This is a genomic window from Atribacterota bacterium (assembly GCA_028717805.1).
GTDB lineage: Bacteria > Atribacterota > Phoenicimicrobiia > Phoenicimicrobiales > Stramentimicrobiaceae > Stramentimicrobium.
Genome location: JAQUNC010000031.1, coordinates 14,546 through 31,224, shown reverse-complemented (window position 1 = coordinate 31,224; position 16,679 = coordinate 14,546). Strand labels below are relative to the sequence as shown.

Below are 16,679 nucleotides of genomic sequence, written 5' to 3'. Positions count from 1 at the left end.
TTGATTTTATGTTAGATAACCTTTTTGGAATTATATGGAGCATACCGGCAATATTAATAGCTATTACAATTCACGAATATGCGCACGGTTTTATTGCTTATTATCATGGAGATCCCACGGCAAAGCTGGCTGGCCGATTAACCCTGAATCCTATGGCACATCTTGATCCGGTTGGAACTCTTATGTTATTGCTATTTCGCATAGGTTGGGCAAAACCTGTCCCTGTGAACTATAGCAATTTAAACAATCCAAGAATAGATATGATTAAAGTATCTCTGGCTGGACCTTTATCCAATATTGTGGTTGCATTTCTATTTTCCCTATTATTAAGAGCAAACAATTTTATATTTCGGAATGTAATGTTCAATTCTTTTTTTTGGTTTCGATTGGTACAGGGATGGTTTACTTTGCTACACACTGGAATATTTATCAATATTGCTTTAGCTTTTTTTAATTTAATACCAATCCCACCCTTAGATGGTCATCACATTGTAGCAGGTTTATTGCCAACACATTTAGCTCGTCAATATAATAAAATTAATCAAACCTACGGAATGCTTATCATATTATTTTTATTTATTTCTGGTATTATAAGAAATATTATTCTACCTATTATTGACTATCTTTACCGAATATTTATATGAAAGTCAAATTTACTTTGTTACTTTAATATTAAGAAGGAGAACAACTTACATGAAAGGGATTATATTTAGTGGAATGAGACCGACTGGTAAACTGCATTTAGGAAATTATTTCGGTGCTTTAGTAAACTGGGTAAAACTACAAGATGAATATAAATGCTATTATGGTGTAGTAGATTGGCATGCACTTACTACAGGATATGAAAACACAGAGATGATGAAGGAAAATATAATTGAGATGGTAATTGACTGGTTAAGTGCCGGAATAAATCCGGATAAAAGCACTTTATTAATTCAATCTTATGTACCAGAACATGCTGAATTGCACTTATTATTATCAATGATAACACCTCTATCCTGGGTAGAAAGAAATCCTGTGGTAAAGGAACAGGTACGGGATTTGGATTTAAAAGAAAATATGGGTTATGGATTGCTTGGCTATCCAGTTCTTATGTCAGCTGATATACTAATTTATAAAGCAAATGCTGTTCCTGTTGGTGAAGACCAGTCAGCTCATGTTGAAATATCAAGAGAAATTGGCAGAAGATTCAACAATATTTATCAGAATGTCTTTACTATTCCTGAACTAAAGTTGTCTCCTACTCCCAAGATTTTGGGAATAGACGGTAGAAAAATGAGTAAAAGTTTAAAAAATGATATTACCTTGTCAGATAATCCAGAAATCATTACATCTAAGGTAATGTCAATGATAACTGATCCAGAAAAAATAAGATTATCTGATCCCGGTCATCCGGAAGTTTGTGTAGTATTTGATTATCATAAAATATTTAATAAAAAAGAATTATCAGACATTGAGAATAAGTGTCGTCATGCTCAATTAGGATGTGTTGCCTGCAAGAAATTCCTTGGGGAGATATTGATACAGTCATTTCAAATATTTAGAGAAAAAAGGAAATATTATGAAAAAAACCACCAGCTGGTATGGGAAATATTAAAGAAAGGCAGCCAAGAAGCAAGAAAAGTTGCTAAAATAACTTTAGACGAAGTTAAAAAAGCAATGAAAATGGATTATGCAGAATAATAGTAATTTAAAAATTTCCAAAATAGAACAAATGTCAAATTATGTACAGCTATTATATCTAAAGGTAAGGAATGGAGAGATAGAACTCAATAAAATACCTTTATTAAATATTATTGAAGATTATTTAACATACCTGCTCACAACCCATTCAGAATCCATTAATTTAGAAATAGTAGCTAACTTTTTAGTAGAAATATCTGAATTAATATTGTGGAAATCAAATCTATTATTACCATCATCTCAGAAACAAATTGAGGAAGAAACTAAAAACGATACTATCTTTCTCAAAGAAGATCATTGGATAGAGTATAAAAAGTATCAATCATTAGTTAAAATCCTTGCAGAAAAAGAGTTTAAGCAAAGAGAAATATATTTAACATGTTTTAACTCCTTAAACAAAGACGATGAAATACCTCAGGAATATAGTTATTCAGAACTTATTTTTGCTATTGAATCAATTTTAGTAAGAAATAATAACCAGAGTATAATTGATTTCGAAAACAATGAGGTTAATATAGTAATAAAGATGGAAGAGATTGAAGGAAACTTTTTAAAAAATAAAAATCAATTAACTTTTAGTCAGATGATCTCCAAGGATTGCCCAAAAATTGAAATAATAATTATATTTTTAGCTTTATTACAATTAATTTGTCAGGGTAAGGTAGATTACATACAATCGCAAAATTTCGGTGAAATATTATTTTATCGAAAGGAAGATAAAAAATTAAAGAAAAAGAATATTCAATAGTTATAAATAGATGGAAAAAAATTGTGGAGGTTCTGTTATTTGTTTCGAACAAGCCTCTATCAATAAGAAAAATGGTAAATATTACCGGTAGAGAAGCTGAAGAGATTAAGAAAGCGATAAAGAGCTTACAGGAGGAATATCAACTAAACAATCGCCCCTTCTTTATTCAAGAAGTTTCTGGTGGTTTTTCATTTGCTACCAAACCAGAATATTTCACCTGGATAAAAAAATTAAATAACAATGATAAGAAATATGTTTTATCTAAAGCTTCAATTGAGACATTAGCAATTATTGCTTATAATCAACCAGTTACTCGCATGGAAATTGAAAAAATAAGAGGTGTTGATTGTAGTAGTGTATTATTAAATCTTTTAAAAAATGGTTTTATTAAGATTAAGGGAAGAAAAAAAATTCCTGGTAATCCCTTTCAGTATAGAGTTACAGAAAAGTTTTTATTACATTTTGGGCTTAGGAGTGTATCTGACTTGCCTCCCTTAGAAGAACTGGAAATACAAAATGGGAAAAATGAGATTACATAAATTTCTTGCCCAAATGGGAATTAACTCCCGAAGAAATTGTGAAAAATTGATTGTCAAGGGAAAAGTTAAAGTCAATAATGTCATTATAACACAATTAGGCACTGAAATTGATACAAATAAAGATAAAATTAAAGTAAATAATAAAATTGTTCATAAAAAAGTACCCAGAATATACGTTTTATTAAATAAACCAAGAGGATTTTTATGTACTTATCATGATCCCTTTGGAAGACCTACTATTTATGATTTGTTAAAAAAGATAAAAATTAAATTAAATTATGCTGGTAGATTAGATCTTGATTCTGAAGGTTTAGTTTTTTTAACAAATGATGGAGAATTAATTAATCAAATAACCCATCCCAAAAAAAAGATTAAAAAAGTATATTTAGTAAAAATCAAAGGATTTCCTAATGATAATGATCTGAGAGTGTTAACAAATGGTGTACCTATTAGTCATATTTTTACTACAAATCCATGTCAATTAAAAATATTAAAGAAAAATAAAAATAATTGCATTGTGGAAATTTCTATTAATGAAGGGAAAAAAAGACAAATAAGGAGAATGTTTTCTTACCTTGGATTTCAAGTACTAAAATTGACAAGAACTCAAATTGGTATTTTAAATCTAAAAGGATTAAAATCTGGTCAATATCGTTTTCTAGGAAAACAGGAAATTATAAATTATAAACAATTTTTAGAAAATAACTAAGGAATTATACTCTTGTATAAAAAAAATATAGGATTAATTATCACTATAGACGGACCTGCTGGGGCAGGGAAAAGTACAGTAGCTAAAGAATTAGCTCATAAATTGGATTTTGTTTACATTAATACTGGTGACTTATATCGTTATATCACTTATTATGCCTTATATAAAAGGTTGGATGTAAATAATGCACAAGCCATGAATAAACTATCAAAGGAAATTGTAAGGAAATATACTCAAGAATACAGTTATCTTGACCTTATTTCACATATTAAGCTAATTACAGCAAAAATACACAGCCCTGAAATAAATAAAAAAGTATCTTTTGTTGCTAGACATTCTTTGGTTCGTGAAAAATTAATCCCACTTCAACGAATGTTTGCTCAGGATGGTTCAGTGGTTATGGAAGGAAGAGACATCGGTACAGTGATTATACCTTATGCAGATCTAAAATTTTATCTTACTGCTGATGAACAAACCAGAACGATGAGGAGGTATAAAGAACTTCATGAAAAAGGGTACCAGATTACTTTTCAGGATGTTAAAAAAGAAATTACCTGTCGTGATTATATTGATAGTAAAAGAAAAACGGCACCCTTAACTAGGCCTGAAGATGCTATTCTTATTGATACAACAAACAAGAATGTTAATGAAGTGGTTGAAGAAATGTTAAGAATTATTAAAAATGATAGGATAAAACAATAAATGGAAATAATAAAAGCAAAAGATATTGGATTTTGTTTTGGAGTCAGAAGAGCAATAAAAAGGGCTGAAAATGCTATAACCCATCTTCCAGCAAATGATCTGTATATGTTAGGAGAAATTATTCATAATCCTCAGGTCATAAGAGAGTTTAGAATAAGAGGCATTAATATCATTCAAGAAATATCTCAAGTTCCTTCAAATAAATATCTTATCATCAGAGCTCATGGTATTGTAAAAAGAGAAGAAGATTATGCAAAAAGAAATAATATAATATTAATAGATACAATCTGCCCTTATGTTAAAAAATTACATCAAATAGCTAATTCCTTGCAAAGAGAAGGGTATCAGATTATTATTTTAGGAGATATTAATCATCCTGAAATTAGAAGTTTACTAAGTTATATAGATCACAAAGCTTATGTAGTTCAATCTATTAATGATATAAAGTGTAAAAGTTTTGAATTTTCTAAAAAAATTGGATTGCTCTCTCAAACCACCAAAGACTTAAAACAACTTCATAAAATTATTAAAATAATGTTTAATTATACGGAAGAATTAAGGATTTTTAACACTATATGCAAAGCTACCAGATTGAGACAACAAGCAACACGGGATTTAGCTAAAATAGTTGATTTAATGATAGTTATCGGCGGATTAAATAGTGCAAATACCCAAAGATTAGCCTATTTAAGCAAAGCAGTTGGAGTAGAAACTTATCATATTGAAGATGAGAAACAACTTAATATAAATTATCTTAGGGATAAGGGGAAAATTGGTATTACTTCAGGAACTTCTACTCCTGATTATGTTACAGAAAAAATAATAAAAAAAATTAGAGAGTTAAATCATAATAATTAATCTTTTGAGATTAATAATAAAAAATATCCAATCAGAGAGATACATTAGATATAATTATTTATATTATAAAATAATATCTTGTAAGGCAGAATTCTTACTGGAACTGAAGAGGCAATAAAATATATATTGTTCTTTATTTAAAATAAGGATATTCTACAGTATCATAATCTTAATAAATCTTATACAATAAAATATCCTTGCTTATCTTGATATAAAATAGTAACTACGTAAATATTAAAATAATGAGGTAAAATTGTTAAAGAACAATTATCAACAGATTAAATGCAATCAAGTAACCTTATTTACTTTACCTGATTTTAAACATTGGGTACAAACATTTAATCGCTTTACTGAATTATTAATATTAACTCTTACTTTTTGAATATTTGCCGACCATTTTCTATTGCTCAATCTATGAGAGTGACTAATTTGCTTTCCAAACTGCGGACCTTTGCCGCATATATCACATTTTGCCATTGTTAATTCCTCCAGTATATTCCTTGAAAAATAACGAATTTTATTTTATCATAAAATGGTTATAATAATCAAGTATAATAAATTAGGCTTTTGAATCAAGTAGTTCTAATTGCAATAACAATATTGATTTATTTATTTTAACAAAAATAGAGACGGTAAACATCAAATGAAAATTATTGGTGGTATTTATAAGGGATTTCGATTACAATCATTCCCCGAAAATGAGATACGACCAACTCCCAGTAAAATAAGAGAAGCATTATTTGATATAATTGGTACCAAAATTATAGGTGCAGAATTTTTAGACTTGTTTGCTGGTTCGGGTGCAGTAGGCATTGAAGCTATAAGCCGAGGTGCAAAAAATGTTATTTTCGTAGAAAAAAATAGAAAAGCAATAATATTAATAAAAAATAACTTAAGTAAAATTTATCAGAATGATTTTTCTAATATTATACAAATCGATTATCTTCAAGCTATAAATATATTAAATTTTAAACAAAAAAAATTTGACATCATTTTCTTAGACCCTCCTTATAATAGAAATTATGCTTTAAATACATTGCATATAATTGATCAAAGTAATATAGCCAAAGAAGGTTGTATTATCATTGTGCAACACCCATTCCATACAGAAGTAAAAAGTGATTTTAGAAAATTGCTCTTTACTAAAGAGAAAAAATACGGTAAATCAAAAGTTACTTTTTTTTATTATAAATAATAAATATTTTAAAAGGAGATATTTATGATAAAGGCTATATACCCAGGAAGTTTCGATCCAATAACTAATGGTCATCTTGACATAATTTATAGAGCTTCCAAAATATTTGATAAGATTATTGTAGTAATTGCCGAAAACTCAAGAAAAGAATCTCTTTTTTCTACAGAAGAGAAAATGGACATGATTCTAAATGTTATTACAGAACTACAAAATGTTGAAGTTCAGTCATTCCGAGGATTATTAATTGATTGTGTTCGCTCTAATAAGGCCAATATAATTCTCAGGGGTATGAGAGCAATTTCAGATTTTGAATACGAATCCCAATTTGCTCTTATTAATAAAAAAATGGCTCCTGAAATAGAGACAGTTTTTATGGTAACCAGCACCAAGTTCTCTTATTTAAACTCAAGTATTGTCAAAGAAATAGCTTCTTTAAATGGTTGTATCAAGGAATTAGTGCCATCATATGTGGCAACAAAATTAAAAAATAAATATGGTTACTATTAATTTTAATGATATTCTATTATACATTCAATAAATCTATATTCTTTGTAAAATCCCGACCCCCGATTTTTAGTTTCTTTGCTTTATAGGCCAGAACATAAAGATCGGTCGACAAAATATCATAATTTAACATGTTTAAAATATCTTTCTTACCCAATCTTTTATTGTGAAGATAAAACTTTTTCAATTTCAGTATTAAGGGTAATTTTGATTTTAATTTAGCTTTTTTAAGAATTTCTCTTCCTTTATCAGTCATCCCTAAAATCCGACAATAGAGGGGACCATTCTTGTTAAAGTTCTGAGTCTCTTTTTTAGTTAAATTAAATAAACTATGAATCATTATTCTCTGTATTCTAGTTCGTGTATAACGTTTTGACTTAACTGTTTGAATTAACTCTTCAATGCTTTGGGTTGAAATTGCAGCTTTTTTTATTTTATTTTCTAATCCTTCCTGAACACCATTAATTCTTTTTAAGTCATCAGTGGCAATACTTCTAAGTTTAGAAAATATTGCCTGCTCAAAATTTGATAATAAAATAGGGTTTATATCTTCTTTTAATTCATCTAAAATGGTCTGATAGGATGTAGCAGGCATGGTTGCTTTTAAATTTTCCAATAATTGCTCATCATTAGAATTATAATAATATTGATCGATTATCTTTCTTATAGCAGTAGCACTGGAATATTCACCTTCAAATTTATCCTGGGAAAAATTCGATCCAATTCTTTTAATAGGTAATGCTTTTATAGTACTTTTTAATAATTGTAATGATATTATATATTCTAAAGCTAAAATATTATTGGATTGCCTTAAGATAGTGCTTATTTCATTTAAGGGTATTCCCATTGACTCTTGATCGTATTTTTGGTAAAAAGAAACAATTGCTTTCTCTCGAATATGGGGAAAACTATTTCCTTTTTTTAACTCTTCACTTATGATTTTTTTAAAAAATGGGGGATCTTTTATTATTAATTGTGCTAATTTGGAAAATATTTCCATCTTTTCATTTTCGCAACCAAAAGTTATATAGTCAACTACACCTAATGAATCTAAAATTTTAACTCCAGCCTGGGCAAAACCATGAGCATCTTGACTGGCAAAAGCAAAGGGAAGTTCGATAACCAGGTCAATTCCAGCTAAGAGAGCCATTTTAGTACGAACCCACTTATTCCATAATGCTGGGTCCCCTCGCTGTAAAAAGTTTCCTCCCATAACAGCTACAGAAAATTCAGCTCCAGTTATTTCTTTTGATTTTTGCAGGTGATATAAATGGCCATTATGGAAAGGATTATATTCCGCAATAATACCCAAAACTAACATATTTTGCCTCGATAAAATAAAAATTATATGTTATAATTATACGGTATTTTGTGCCTTTTTTTAAGCTAATCATAAAACATTATTCGATAGGAGGAATATATTTATGAATATTTCAGAGAAACTAAGACAGAGGGCTAAGAAAGAAATTAAAAAGATTGTTTTGCCAGAAGGAGAAGAACCTAGAATGATCAAGGCAGCTAAAACAATCTATCAAGAAGGTTTTGCCAATTTAGTCTTTTTGGGGAAAGAACAGAAGATTAAGAATATTGCTCAAGAGTTAAATGTTGATTTTCCTGAAGCTATTGAAATCATTGATCCAGAATCATCTGAAAAACTAAACACCTATGCTGAAATATATTATGATTTAAGAAAAAATAAAGGAATGACTATTGAAGAAGCCAAAAAGCTATTGAAAGCCCCCCTGTATTATGGTGCTCTAATGGTCTACCAGGATGATGCCGATGGCTTAGTGGCTGGTTCAATTAATGCCACTGGCGATGTTTTTAGACCCGCTTTGCAAACTATTAAAACCTCCAGAAATGTAAATATTGTTTCCAGCTCCTTTATTATGGTTGTGCCTGACTGTAAATATGGAGAAAATGGAATGCTACTATTTGCAGATTGTGCCTTATTTCCAGATCCAAATGCTGAAGAATTAGCAGATATAGCTATAGCCAGTGCCAATACCGCAAAAATATTGGTAGGGGTAGAACCAAAGATTGCTATGCTTTCTTTTTCTACTAAAGGGAGTGCCAAACATCCTTTAGTAGATAAAGTAATAAAAGCAACTGAAATTGTTAAAAAGAAAACTCCTGATTTGAAAATTGATGGAGAGTTGCAAGCAGATGCAGCTTTGATTCCTGAAATAAGCAAGCGAAAAGCCCCAGATAGTACAATTGCTGGGAAAGCAAATGTATTAATATTCCCAGATTTACAAGCTGCCAACATTGCCTATAAATTAGTAGAAAGATTGGCAAAAGCAGAAGCAATAGGCCCTATCTCACAGGGTATGCGAAAACCGGTAAATGATCTTTCTAGAGGTTGTTCAGTTGAAGACATCGTAAATGTTGTGGCTATTACAGCTCTTCAGGCTCAGGGTATACAATAAAGTAAATAATGCTAAATTAATCCACAGAAAATTAAATTATTTTGATAGCTTCCTTTACCTGAAATGTGAAATAATAAGAAATCTTAACTTTGAAAGATCAGGTAAAGAGAGAGGAATTGAATAAAAAAAGTATAAGTGACTAATAAGTAGAAAATTAAAACTTTCTGAAGCATATAATGTTTCAAGTAAAATTTTTTATATTATCAAATTTTTATGAAATAAATCATAATGGTATTTTATAAATAATTATATATCAGAGTAAATGTAAAGAAAGGTATAGAAATATTCTATTTTAGAGAACTTACCAACCTATACAAGTTTTATTGATTATTTAAGATAAATTTGCAAGTAGTGAAAATTTTTTGTATAATCATTTCTTGTTAATACAATTAAATGCCATTAATTTAAAAGGAGGAAAAAGTTGGCTAATCCAAAAAGAAAGGTTTCTAAATCTAGAAAAAATAAAAGAAGAACACATTGGGTTGAAAAGCCCATTAATCTTGTAGAATGTTCCAGATGTCACGAATATAAACTTCCTCATCATGTATGTCCTTCTTGTGGTTATTATAATGGAGAGAAAGTTATTACTGAAAAGAAGACTTCAGAAGCTAAGGCTACTTAGGAAATTCTAATAATATGTATTACATTATTTTTACTTGAAGTATGTTGAATCAATAAGTAATCTTCTTGAGTGCCATAGAAGTAATATGGCACTTCTTTAAGTATAAATTCATTTAATAATTATCATTAATCAATTCAATTCATAATGTATTATATAATAAGCGTTGAAAAGTAAAATGTATATTGACATTAGAGGAATATAATCAATATCATTAAAATTATATTTATAATAGTTCTTTTGAATAAAGATAATGTTAAGAAATATTTTTCATTATACTTGATTTCATAAATTTTATTGTATATACTATCAGTCAGTAGTAAAGGTTGCTTTTATTAGGTACTATTAAAAGTATTTATAAAAATATATAAACATTATATGAGAAAAAATTTGACTAAAGAAAAAAGGCAAGAAAAAATAAGAGAAAAAATCTCTAGCAATCCCTTTTTATCAGATGAACAATTAGCAAAAATCTTCCGAGTAAGTATTCAAACTGTTAGACTAGACAGGCTGGAAATGGGTATACCAGAAATGCGCAAAAGGATCATCAAGCTTGCTCAAGATGCTTCTTCTAAAGTAAAAGCATTGAATAGAAATGAAATTATTGGTGATCTTATTGACATTGATTTAGGAAAAAGTGGCATCTCTACTATGCATACTACTAAAGAAATGGCCTTTGGTAAAAATAATTTAGTAAGAAGTCACTATATATTTTCTCTGGCTGATTCTCTATCCATGGCCATTATTGATTCAGATGTAGTATTAACTGGCACAGCTCGCTTAAGATATAGAAATCCAGTCTATGCTGGTCAGCTTTTAGTAGCTAAAGCTAGAATTGCTTCCAAAAAAAGTAATAAATATTTGGTATCAGTGCACATAAAATGTAATAATAAAGAAGTGTTTACTGCAAAATTAATAATGGTTTCAATAAACTAAAAATTGTCAATTATATTTTAATTAAATAATCAAAAAATAAGGAGTAAATATAGCCATGGACATGATGGAAAGAGTAAAAAAAATTATAGTTGACCAACTTGGGGTTGAAGAAGATAAAGTAAAAGAGGATTCTTCATTTATTGATGACTTGGGCGCAGATTCTTTAGACATTGTAGAATTAATTATGGCTTTTGAAGAAGAGTTTGATATTGAAATTGCCGATGAAGATGCTGAAAAAATTAAGGTTGTAGGTGATGTGATGCGTTATTTAGAAGATAAACAATAATTATAATCATGTTTATCTTTCTTTTCTTTAATTGACAGGAGAAGGTTTGGAGGGTGCTAAATAAAATAAACTTAAGTGAACTGGAAACAAAGTTAGGGTATAACTTTAAAAATATTGATTTACTAAAAAAGGCTTTAACTCATACCTCATTTTATGGTCAAAAAGAAAAAAATGAAGTAAACTATTTCCAAAGACTAGAATTTCTCGGCGATTCAGTAATAAATTTAATAGTAAGTAAATATTTATATCACAAATTTCCTTTTTCCTCAGAAGGCGAATTATCTAAAATGAAGTCTACAATAATAAGTCAGTCATTTTTAGTAAATTTCGCCAATCTAATTACGCTGGAAGATTTTATTATTTTAGGCAAAAGCGTGGACTTGAAGAAAGGAAGAGGGAAATTTTCTATTTTAGTAGACTGCTTAGAGGCATGTTTGGGAGCCATTTACCTGGATGGCGGAATTAATCACTGTCAAAAAGTTATCAATTATTTTATTGAAAAAGAGGAAGTTGAAATCTTGATAAAAAGTCAAATAAATGATTACAAAACTTTTTTACAAGAGTTGACCCAAAAGAAGTTTCAATGTCTTCCCTCTTACAAAATTGTAAAAGAAGAAGGATTAGAACATCAAAAAACCTTTTTCATTGAAGTTTATATCGGAAAAAAGTTCTATGGAACTGGTTCTGGTAAAAATAAGAAAGAAGCTGAACAAAATGCTGCTTATTCTGCTCTAAAGAAATTAGAAATTTCCTAAGAAAGGTATCAATATTGTATCTAAAGGAAATCGGCATAAAAGGATTTAAATCCTTTGCTAATAAAATTAAACTGAACATTACACCAGGCATAACAGTTATTGTTGGGCCAAATGGTTGTGGTAAAAGTAATATAATTGATGCAGTACGATGGATACTTGGTGAACAGAATATCCGCTCTTTAAGGGGAACTAAGATTACTGATATGATCTTTTCTGGCAATCAGGAACAAAAGATGAGAAACTTTGCTCAAGTATACATGCTGTTCGATAATACAGAGAGAAAAATTTCTATTGATTCAGAAGAAGTAGAAATAAAAAGAATAATCTATCGTTCTGGTGAAATTGAAAACTATATAAATGGTATTTCCTGTAAATTAAAAGATATTCAGGAACTTTTTCTTGGCTCAGGTTTAGGAAAAAATTCATATTCTATAATAGCTCAAGGAAAGGTAGACTTTGTATTGAATTCCAAGCCTTCAGAAAGAAGAATACTGTTTGAAGAAGCATCCGATGTTGCTATCTACCGTAATAAAAAGGACAATGCTCTGAAGAAACTTGATGCTACACAAAACAATCTCTTAAGAATAAATGATATTTTATACGAAGTCGAAGAAACTCTATCTCATTATAAAAAGAAATCTGATGATTTAGAAACTTATAAATCTTATCAAGATGATATCCTGATATTGGAATATTACATATTAAGCCAACAATATAAATCTCTCCAAAGAAATATTAGTAGAAACAATAAGAAATTAGAAATCTTTAAAATTGAAATTTCAGAAATTAATAAATCAATCGTTTATAATAAAAGTCAAGTCTCTCAAATTGAAAAAAAGAAAGAACAATTAGAAAAACAGTTAAATGAAAATTCAAGACAATTTCAAGCAAATGAAATAAACAAAAATAACTATATTAATCAATTATCAATTACCAGTCAAAAAAAATTAGAAGTACAACGCTATATCCAAAATATTAAAGAAGATATAGTGCGTGCTCAAAATCAATATACAAAGTTTATCGACAATCTCGCTGATATTGATAATGATATCAAGGAAACATATCAGAATGAAGAATATTTTATAGAACATCTTAGAAAAGAAGAATCTTTATTAGAAAAATATAATAAAATTTATAATATTTACCAGGGAAAATTACATAGCATTGAAACTATCTCAAAAGATATCAAAAATTACTACAATGATTATCGAGAAGAAAAAATTAAAAAAGACACAGAGGTAAAGTCAATTAATACTTCTCTTGCGGAGATAAATAGAGAAAGAGATCGTGTTATCACAAAAATAACTAATAATCAGGAATTGATAAGGAATATAAATTTGAAATTATCTGTTTTAGAAGCTGAGATTAATCAATTTAAAGAAGAGGAGAGAAGGAAGGATAAGGAATTAACCGAAAAGGGAGTATTAATTGAAAAAGAAAATGAAATGATTCAAAAATATTATAATGACTTAAATTTAAAAAATAAAGAGATACATCTTTTAGAAGAATTAATTACAACAATCCAGAACAGCAATGCAGAAAGAAATGATTATTTTCTGGAATTAGAAAGCTCAAAAGATATTATCAATATTTGTGAACTGAAAAATGTAATTAAAGAAATACCGGCTAATTTAGAGCAAGTTTTTAACTTTATTTTGGATGAAGGAATAAAATACCTACATCTGGTGCATTCTGATAAAATTCCCTTTTTTAAAAGACTACTTAAAGAGAAAAATACAGTAAAAATAAAGATTATTGCTAATAACCTTGTCTTACCTGCTAATAATGATTTAAAAATCTTTAAAAAAAGATCTGGATTCGAAAACAATAGAATAATTGGATTTGCTAATGAATTAATTTCCCCTCTTCCTGAATATAAAAAGTTAATTGATACCGCTCTGGGACATATATTAATAGTGGAAGATATATCCACTGCTTTGAATGTTGCAAAACAAATAAGGGGACAATGGATTATAATTTCCTTAGATGGAATAATAATAAATGAGAAAGGAATTGTTACAATTGGTTTTACATTAAATGATATAACAAAAGATAGCCGCAACATTTCTAAAAAAAGAATCCTGGAATTAAGAAAAGAAATTAAATTCATTAATAATGGGATACAAAAAAAGCAATTATTTTTGGAAACTGAGAATGAAAAGTATAAAGAGCTTTATAATGAGTTAAAGAATATCAGCAAACAGCTGAAAGCAAGCATAACTAAAATTAATGAAACAAGAGTTAAATTGGAAGAAATAAAATATAATATAAAAGATTCAGAAAATGTTTTAAAAACGCTAATAAAGAAAAAAGATGATGAATTAGTAAAAATAAATAATAGAGAAAAGGATATTATTATTTTAAATAGAAATATTATAAATCTTGAAAATTATCTTAAATATATTAGTTTATACAATGATTGCCTTTCTAAATATAAAGATAATTGTAGTAGTGCAATTAACGAAATCGAGAGAGATAGGAATAACCTTAAGATGAAACTATCCTGGGGAAAAGAAAGAGCAGAATTATTACAAAAAAGAAAGAAGGAGATGGAGCAATTTATTACAAGTTACCATCAGGAAAAAAAAGAACAGGAAGAAAAGTTAGAACATTGTAATAAAGAACATATCAAATTAATTCAACAGGAAGTTGAATTAAAAGATAAACTTGATTTTATTATAAAAAAACAAAATGAGTTGAATGAAAGTATAAATATAATAAAGGATAACTTAAGGGAACAAGAAAGTATTCTGAGAAAAACTAGGGAAAAAATCGAGTTAGAGCAAGACACCCTTAGTAGTAAGAAAAATGGTTTACATGAATGTGAGATGGTTCATGTACAGAATCAAGAAAAAATGAATAATTTACTTCAAACGATAAAAAATCAATACAATGCTTCATTAAATGAAATTCTTCGTTATAAAAATTATGTTAATAGCCAATCAGAGGCTATAGATACAATTTCAAAGTATAAAGATCAGATTAAATTAATGGGTCAGATTAATTTTAATGCTCTACAGGAATATCAAGAACAATTTGTAAAATTTAAAGAATTAAATAGTAAAAAAGAAGAAATAATTAAATCTAAAGAAAAATTAATAGCTTTAATCGATGAAATTGACCGCATAGCTGAAGACCATTTTTATAAAACATTCCAGAAGATTCAAATTAATTTTAAAGAAATATTCAAAAAACTATTTCGTGGTGGCGAAGTATCCTTAGAATTGACTAATAATAAAAAACTTCTGGAAGCAGGAATTGAAGTATTGGTACAACCGCCAGGTAAAAAAGTACAAAACATTTCCTTGCTCTCCACCGGCGAAAAAGCACTAACAGCTATAGCACTATTATTTGCCTTATGGAAGGCAAACCCGACTCCTTTTTGCTTTTTTGATGAAATTGATTCAGCTTTAGATGAAACTAATGCAATACGTTTAGCTTCTTTTATCAAAAATGATGATCTGAAGAATTCTCAAATTATAATTATTACCCATCAAAGAGAAGTCATGCAAGCAGCAGATGCTTTATACGGAATTACTATGGATGGATTTGGAACTTCCAAGTTAATGTCGATAAAAATGATGGATTTGGGAGAGAAATAAAAATAGGTAATTTAATAACTTCCTTAAAAACCGGTTTAAAAAAAACCAGAGATAATCTAATTAATAAATATGATATTTTATTTTCAGACGCTGTAAAAGATAAAAATCTATTTCTGGATAAGATTGAGGAATTATTGTTATTATCAGACATTGGTCCCCGAACTACTGAAGAAATATTAGCCCGTTTTCAAACAATGAACATACATCAATTTAAAATGAATGATTTTAATTATTTTAAAAAACATCTTAAACAAATATTGATTGATTTAATTCCAAGAGAAAATTGTGAATTCACAATAAATCCAGAAATGTTGAACATCATAATGATTGTGGGAGTCAATGGAACTGGTAAAACTTCTTTTGCTGGAAAACTTGCTTATTACTATAAAAATAAAGGATTGAATTCTTTATTGGTTCCTGCTGATACTTTTAGAGCAGGGGCTATTGAGCAATTGACTTTATTATCCAAACAAGTAGGGGTTGAAATCTTAAGAACATCAGCTAGTTCAGACCCTGCTTCTGTTGTTTTTGATGGCATACAATCTGCTAAGGCTAAAAAGAAAGTATTATTAATAATTGATACGGCTGGAAGATTGCATACCTACAATAATCTGATGAAAGAATTAGAAAAGATTAAAAGAGTAATTAATAAAAATGCTCCATGGGCTTTATTGAATACTATACTAGTGATTGATGCTACTACTGGTCAAAATGGACTTGTTCAAGCAAGTAATTTTAAAAAATCCTTGGAGATATCTAGTATAGTCTTAACTAAGTTAGATGGTACAGCTAAAGGAGGAATAGCATTAACTATACAAAAAGATTTATTTATTCCTGTTTCATTTATCACTTTTGGAGAAAAGATTACAGATTTAAGTGAATATATACCAGAAAAGTTTATAGAAATGCTGCTTGATTGACACTAAATATAATTTTCTATATACTGATATAGAATTTGTCATTTTATTTATTTTTAAATTTTTAAACACTTCTTTTCTTATATCTTTAAATAAAAAGAAGGATTAAATGAACTAAAGAAAATTATATTTTCTAAATAATATTAAAAAATAATAAAAATATCTGAACAAGTTTGATAATTAGTAATACTTTTATT

Annotated in this window: 18 protein-coding genes; 16 read left to right on the top strand and 2 right to left on the bottom strand. The window is 28.3% G+C overall.

The annotated features are described in order from the left end of the window. Nucleotides 1-8 precede the first annotated feature (8 nt). Genes PHD84_07715 through ispH form a run of 7 tightly spaced genes read left to right on the top strand, consistent with a single transcriptional unit; the run spans nt 9 to nt 5,239 of the window. Entirely contained in the window at nt 9-644 is a 636-nt protein-coding gene (locus PHD84_07715; GenBank protein MDD5637685.1) for a site-2 protease family protein, read from the top strand. Nucleotides 645-693: 49 nt separating this feature from the next. Beyond that, on the top strand, nt 694-1,683 hold the full coding sequence (trpS, locus tag PHD84_07710; GenBank protein MDD5637684.1) for a tryptophan--tRNA ligase: 990 nt from the start codon (nt 694-696) through the stop codon (nt 1,681-1,683). Beyond that, nucleotides 1,673-2,431, top strand: coding sequence for a segregation/condensation protein A (locus tag PHD84_07705; protein ID MDD5637683.1), 759 nt, complete (start codon nt 1,673-1,675; stop codon nt 2,429-2,431). Before trpS ends, PHD84_07705 begins: the two co-directional genes overlap by 11 nt. Nucleotides 2,432-2,454: 23 nt before the next feature. Next, nucleotides 2,455-2,970, top strand: a complete 516-nt coding sequence (gene scpB / locus PHD84_07700) for an SMC-Scp complex subunit ScpB (protein ID MDD5637682.1) — start codon at nt 2,455-2,457, stop codon at nt 2,968-2,970. After that, nucleotides 2,948-3,679, top strand: coding sequence for a pseudouridine synthase (locus tag PHD84_07695; GenBank protein ID MDD5637681.1), 732 nt, complete (start codon nt 2,948-2,950; stop codon nt 3,677-3,679). Before scpB ends, PHD84_07695 begins: the two co-directional genes overlap by 23 nt. Before the next feature lie 12 nt (nt 3,680-3,691). Beyond that, the gene (cmk, locus tag PHD84_07690) at nt 3,692-4,381 is read left to right on the top strand and encodes a (d)CMP kinase (protein MDD5637680.1); all 690 of its coding nucleotides are present in this window, start codon (nt 3,692-3,694) and stop codon (nt 4,379-4,381) included. Further along, a complete protein-coding gene (gene ispH / locus PHD84_07685; protein MDD5637679.1) occupies nt 4,382-5,239 on the top strand; it encodes a 4-hydroxy-3-methylbut-2-enyl diphosphate reductase in 858 nt (285 codons plus the stop codon). Nucleotides 5,240-5,527: 288 nt separating this feature from the next. Here the strand turns inward: ispH and rpmB are convergent, their stop codons facing one another. After that, a complete protein-coding gene (rpmB, locus tag PHD84_07680; GenBank protein MDD5637678.1) occupies nt 5,528-5,716 on the bottom strand; it encodes a 50S ribosomal protein L28 in 189 nt (62 codons plus the stop codon). A 130-nt stretch (nt 5,717-5,846) separates the two neighbouring features. Here rpmB and rsmD point away from each other — a divergent pair, with 130 nt between their 5' ends. Both rsmD and coaD read left to right on the top strand, forming a co-directional pair. Further along, entirely contained in the window at nt 5,847-6,434 is a 588-nt protein-coding gene (gene rsmD, locus PHD84_07675; protein MDD5637677.1) for a 16S rRNA (guanine(966)-N(2))-methyltransferase RsmD, read from the top strand. Nucleotides 6,435-6,458: 24 nt separating this feature from the next. After that, nucleotides 6,459-6,941 (top strand): pantetheine-phosphate adenylyltransferase, encoded by a 483-nt coding sequence (gene coaD, locus PHD84_07670; protein ID MDD5637676.1) that lies wholly within the window; start codon nt 6,459-6,461, stop codon nt 6,939-6,941. Nucleotides 6,942-6,957: 16 nt separating this feature from the next. Here the strand turns inward: coaD and PHD84_07665 are convergent, their stop codons facing one another. Further along, the gene (locus PHD84_07665; protein ID MDD5637675.1) at nt 6,958-8,259 is read right to left on the bottom strand and encodes a nucleotidyltransferase; all 1,302 of its coding nucleotides are present in this window, start codon (nt 8,257-8,259) and stop codon (nt 6,958-6,960) included. 103 nt (nt 8,260-8,362) lie between these two features. On the opposite strand from PHD84_07665, the gene pta reads away from it, so the two are divergent. From pta to ftsY, 7 genes are all read left to right on the top strand, one after another. Then, a complete protein-coding gene (pta, locus tag PHD84_07660; GenBank protein MDD5637674.1) occupies nt 8,363-9,367 on the top strand; it encodes a phosphate acetyltransferase in 1,005 nt (334 codons plus the stop codon). Between the two features lie 421 nt (nt 9,368-9,788). Continuing rightward, on the top strand, nt 9,789-9,989 hold the full coding sequence (rpmF, locus tag PHD84_07655; GenBank protein ID MDD5637673.1) for a 50S ribosomal protein L32: 201 nt from the start codon (nt 9,789-9,791) through the stop codon (nt 9,987-9,989). A gap of 375 nt (nt 9,990-10,364) precedes the next feature. Beyond that, nucleotides 10,365-10,922 carry a transcription factor FapR gene (gene fapR / locus PHD84_07650; GenBank protein MDD5637672.1) on the top strand — a complete coding sequence of 186 codons (558 nt, stop codon included), beginning with the start codon at nt 10,365-10,367 and terminating at the stop codon, nt 10,920-10,922. Nucleotides 10,923-10,977: 55 nt separating this feature from the next. Next, complete coding sequence (locus PHD84_07645; GenBank protein ID MDD5637671.1) at nt 10,978-11,208, top strand: acyl carrier protein; 231 nt, start codon at nt 10,978-10,980, stop codon at nt 11,206-11,208. A gap of 53 nt (nt 11,209-11,261) precedes the next feature. Continuing rightward, on the top strand, nt 11,262-11,963 hold the full coding sequence (rnc, locus tag PHD84_07640) for a ribonuclease III (GenBank protein MDD5637670.1): 702 nt from the start codon (nt 11,262-11,264) through the stop codon (nt 11,961-11,963). A gap of 14 nt (nt 11,964-11,977) precedes the next feature. After that, entirely contained in the window at nt 11,978-15,565 is a 3,588-nt protein-coding gene (smc, locus tag PHD84_07635) for a chromosome segregation protein SMC (protein MDD5637669.1), read from the top strand. 74 nt (nt 15,566-15,639) lie between these two features. Then, entirely contained in the window at nt 15,640-16,485 is an 846-nt protein-coding gene (gene ftsY, locus PHD84_07630; protein ID MDD5637668.1) for a signal recognition particle-docking protein FtsY, read from the top strand. The last annotated feature ends 194 nt before the right edge of the window (nt 16,486-16,679 follow it).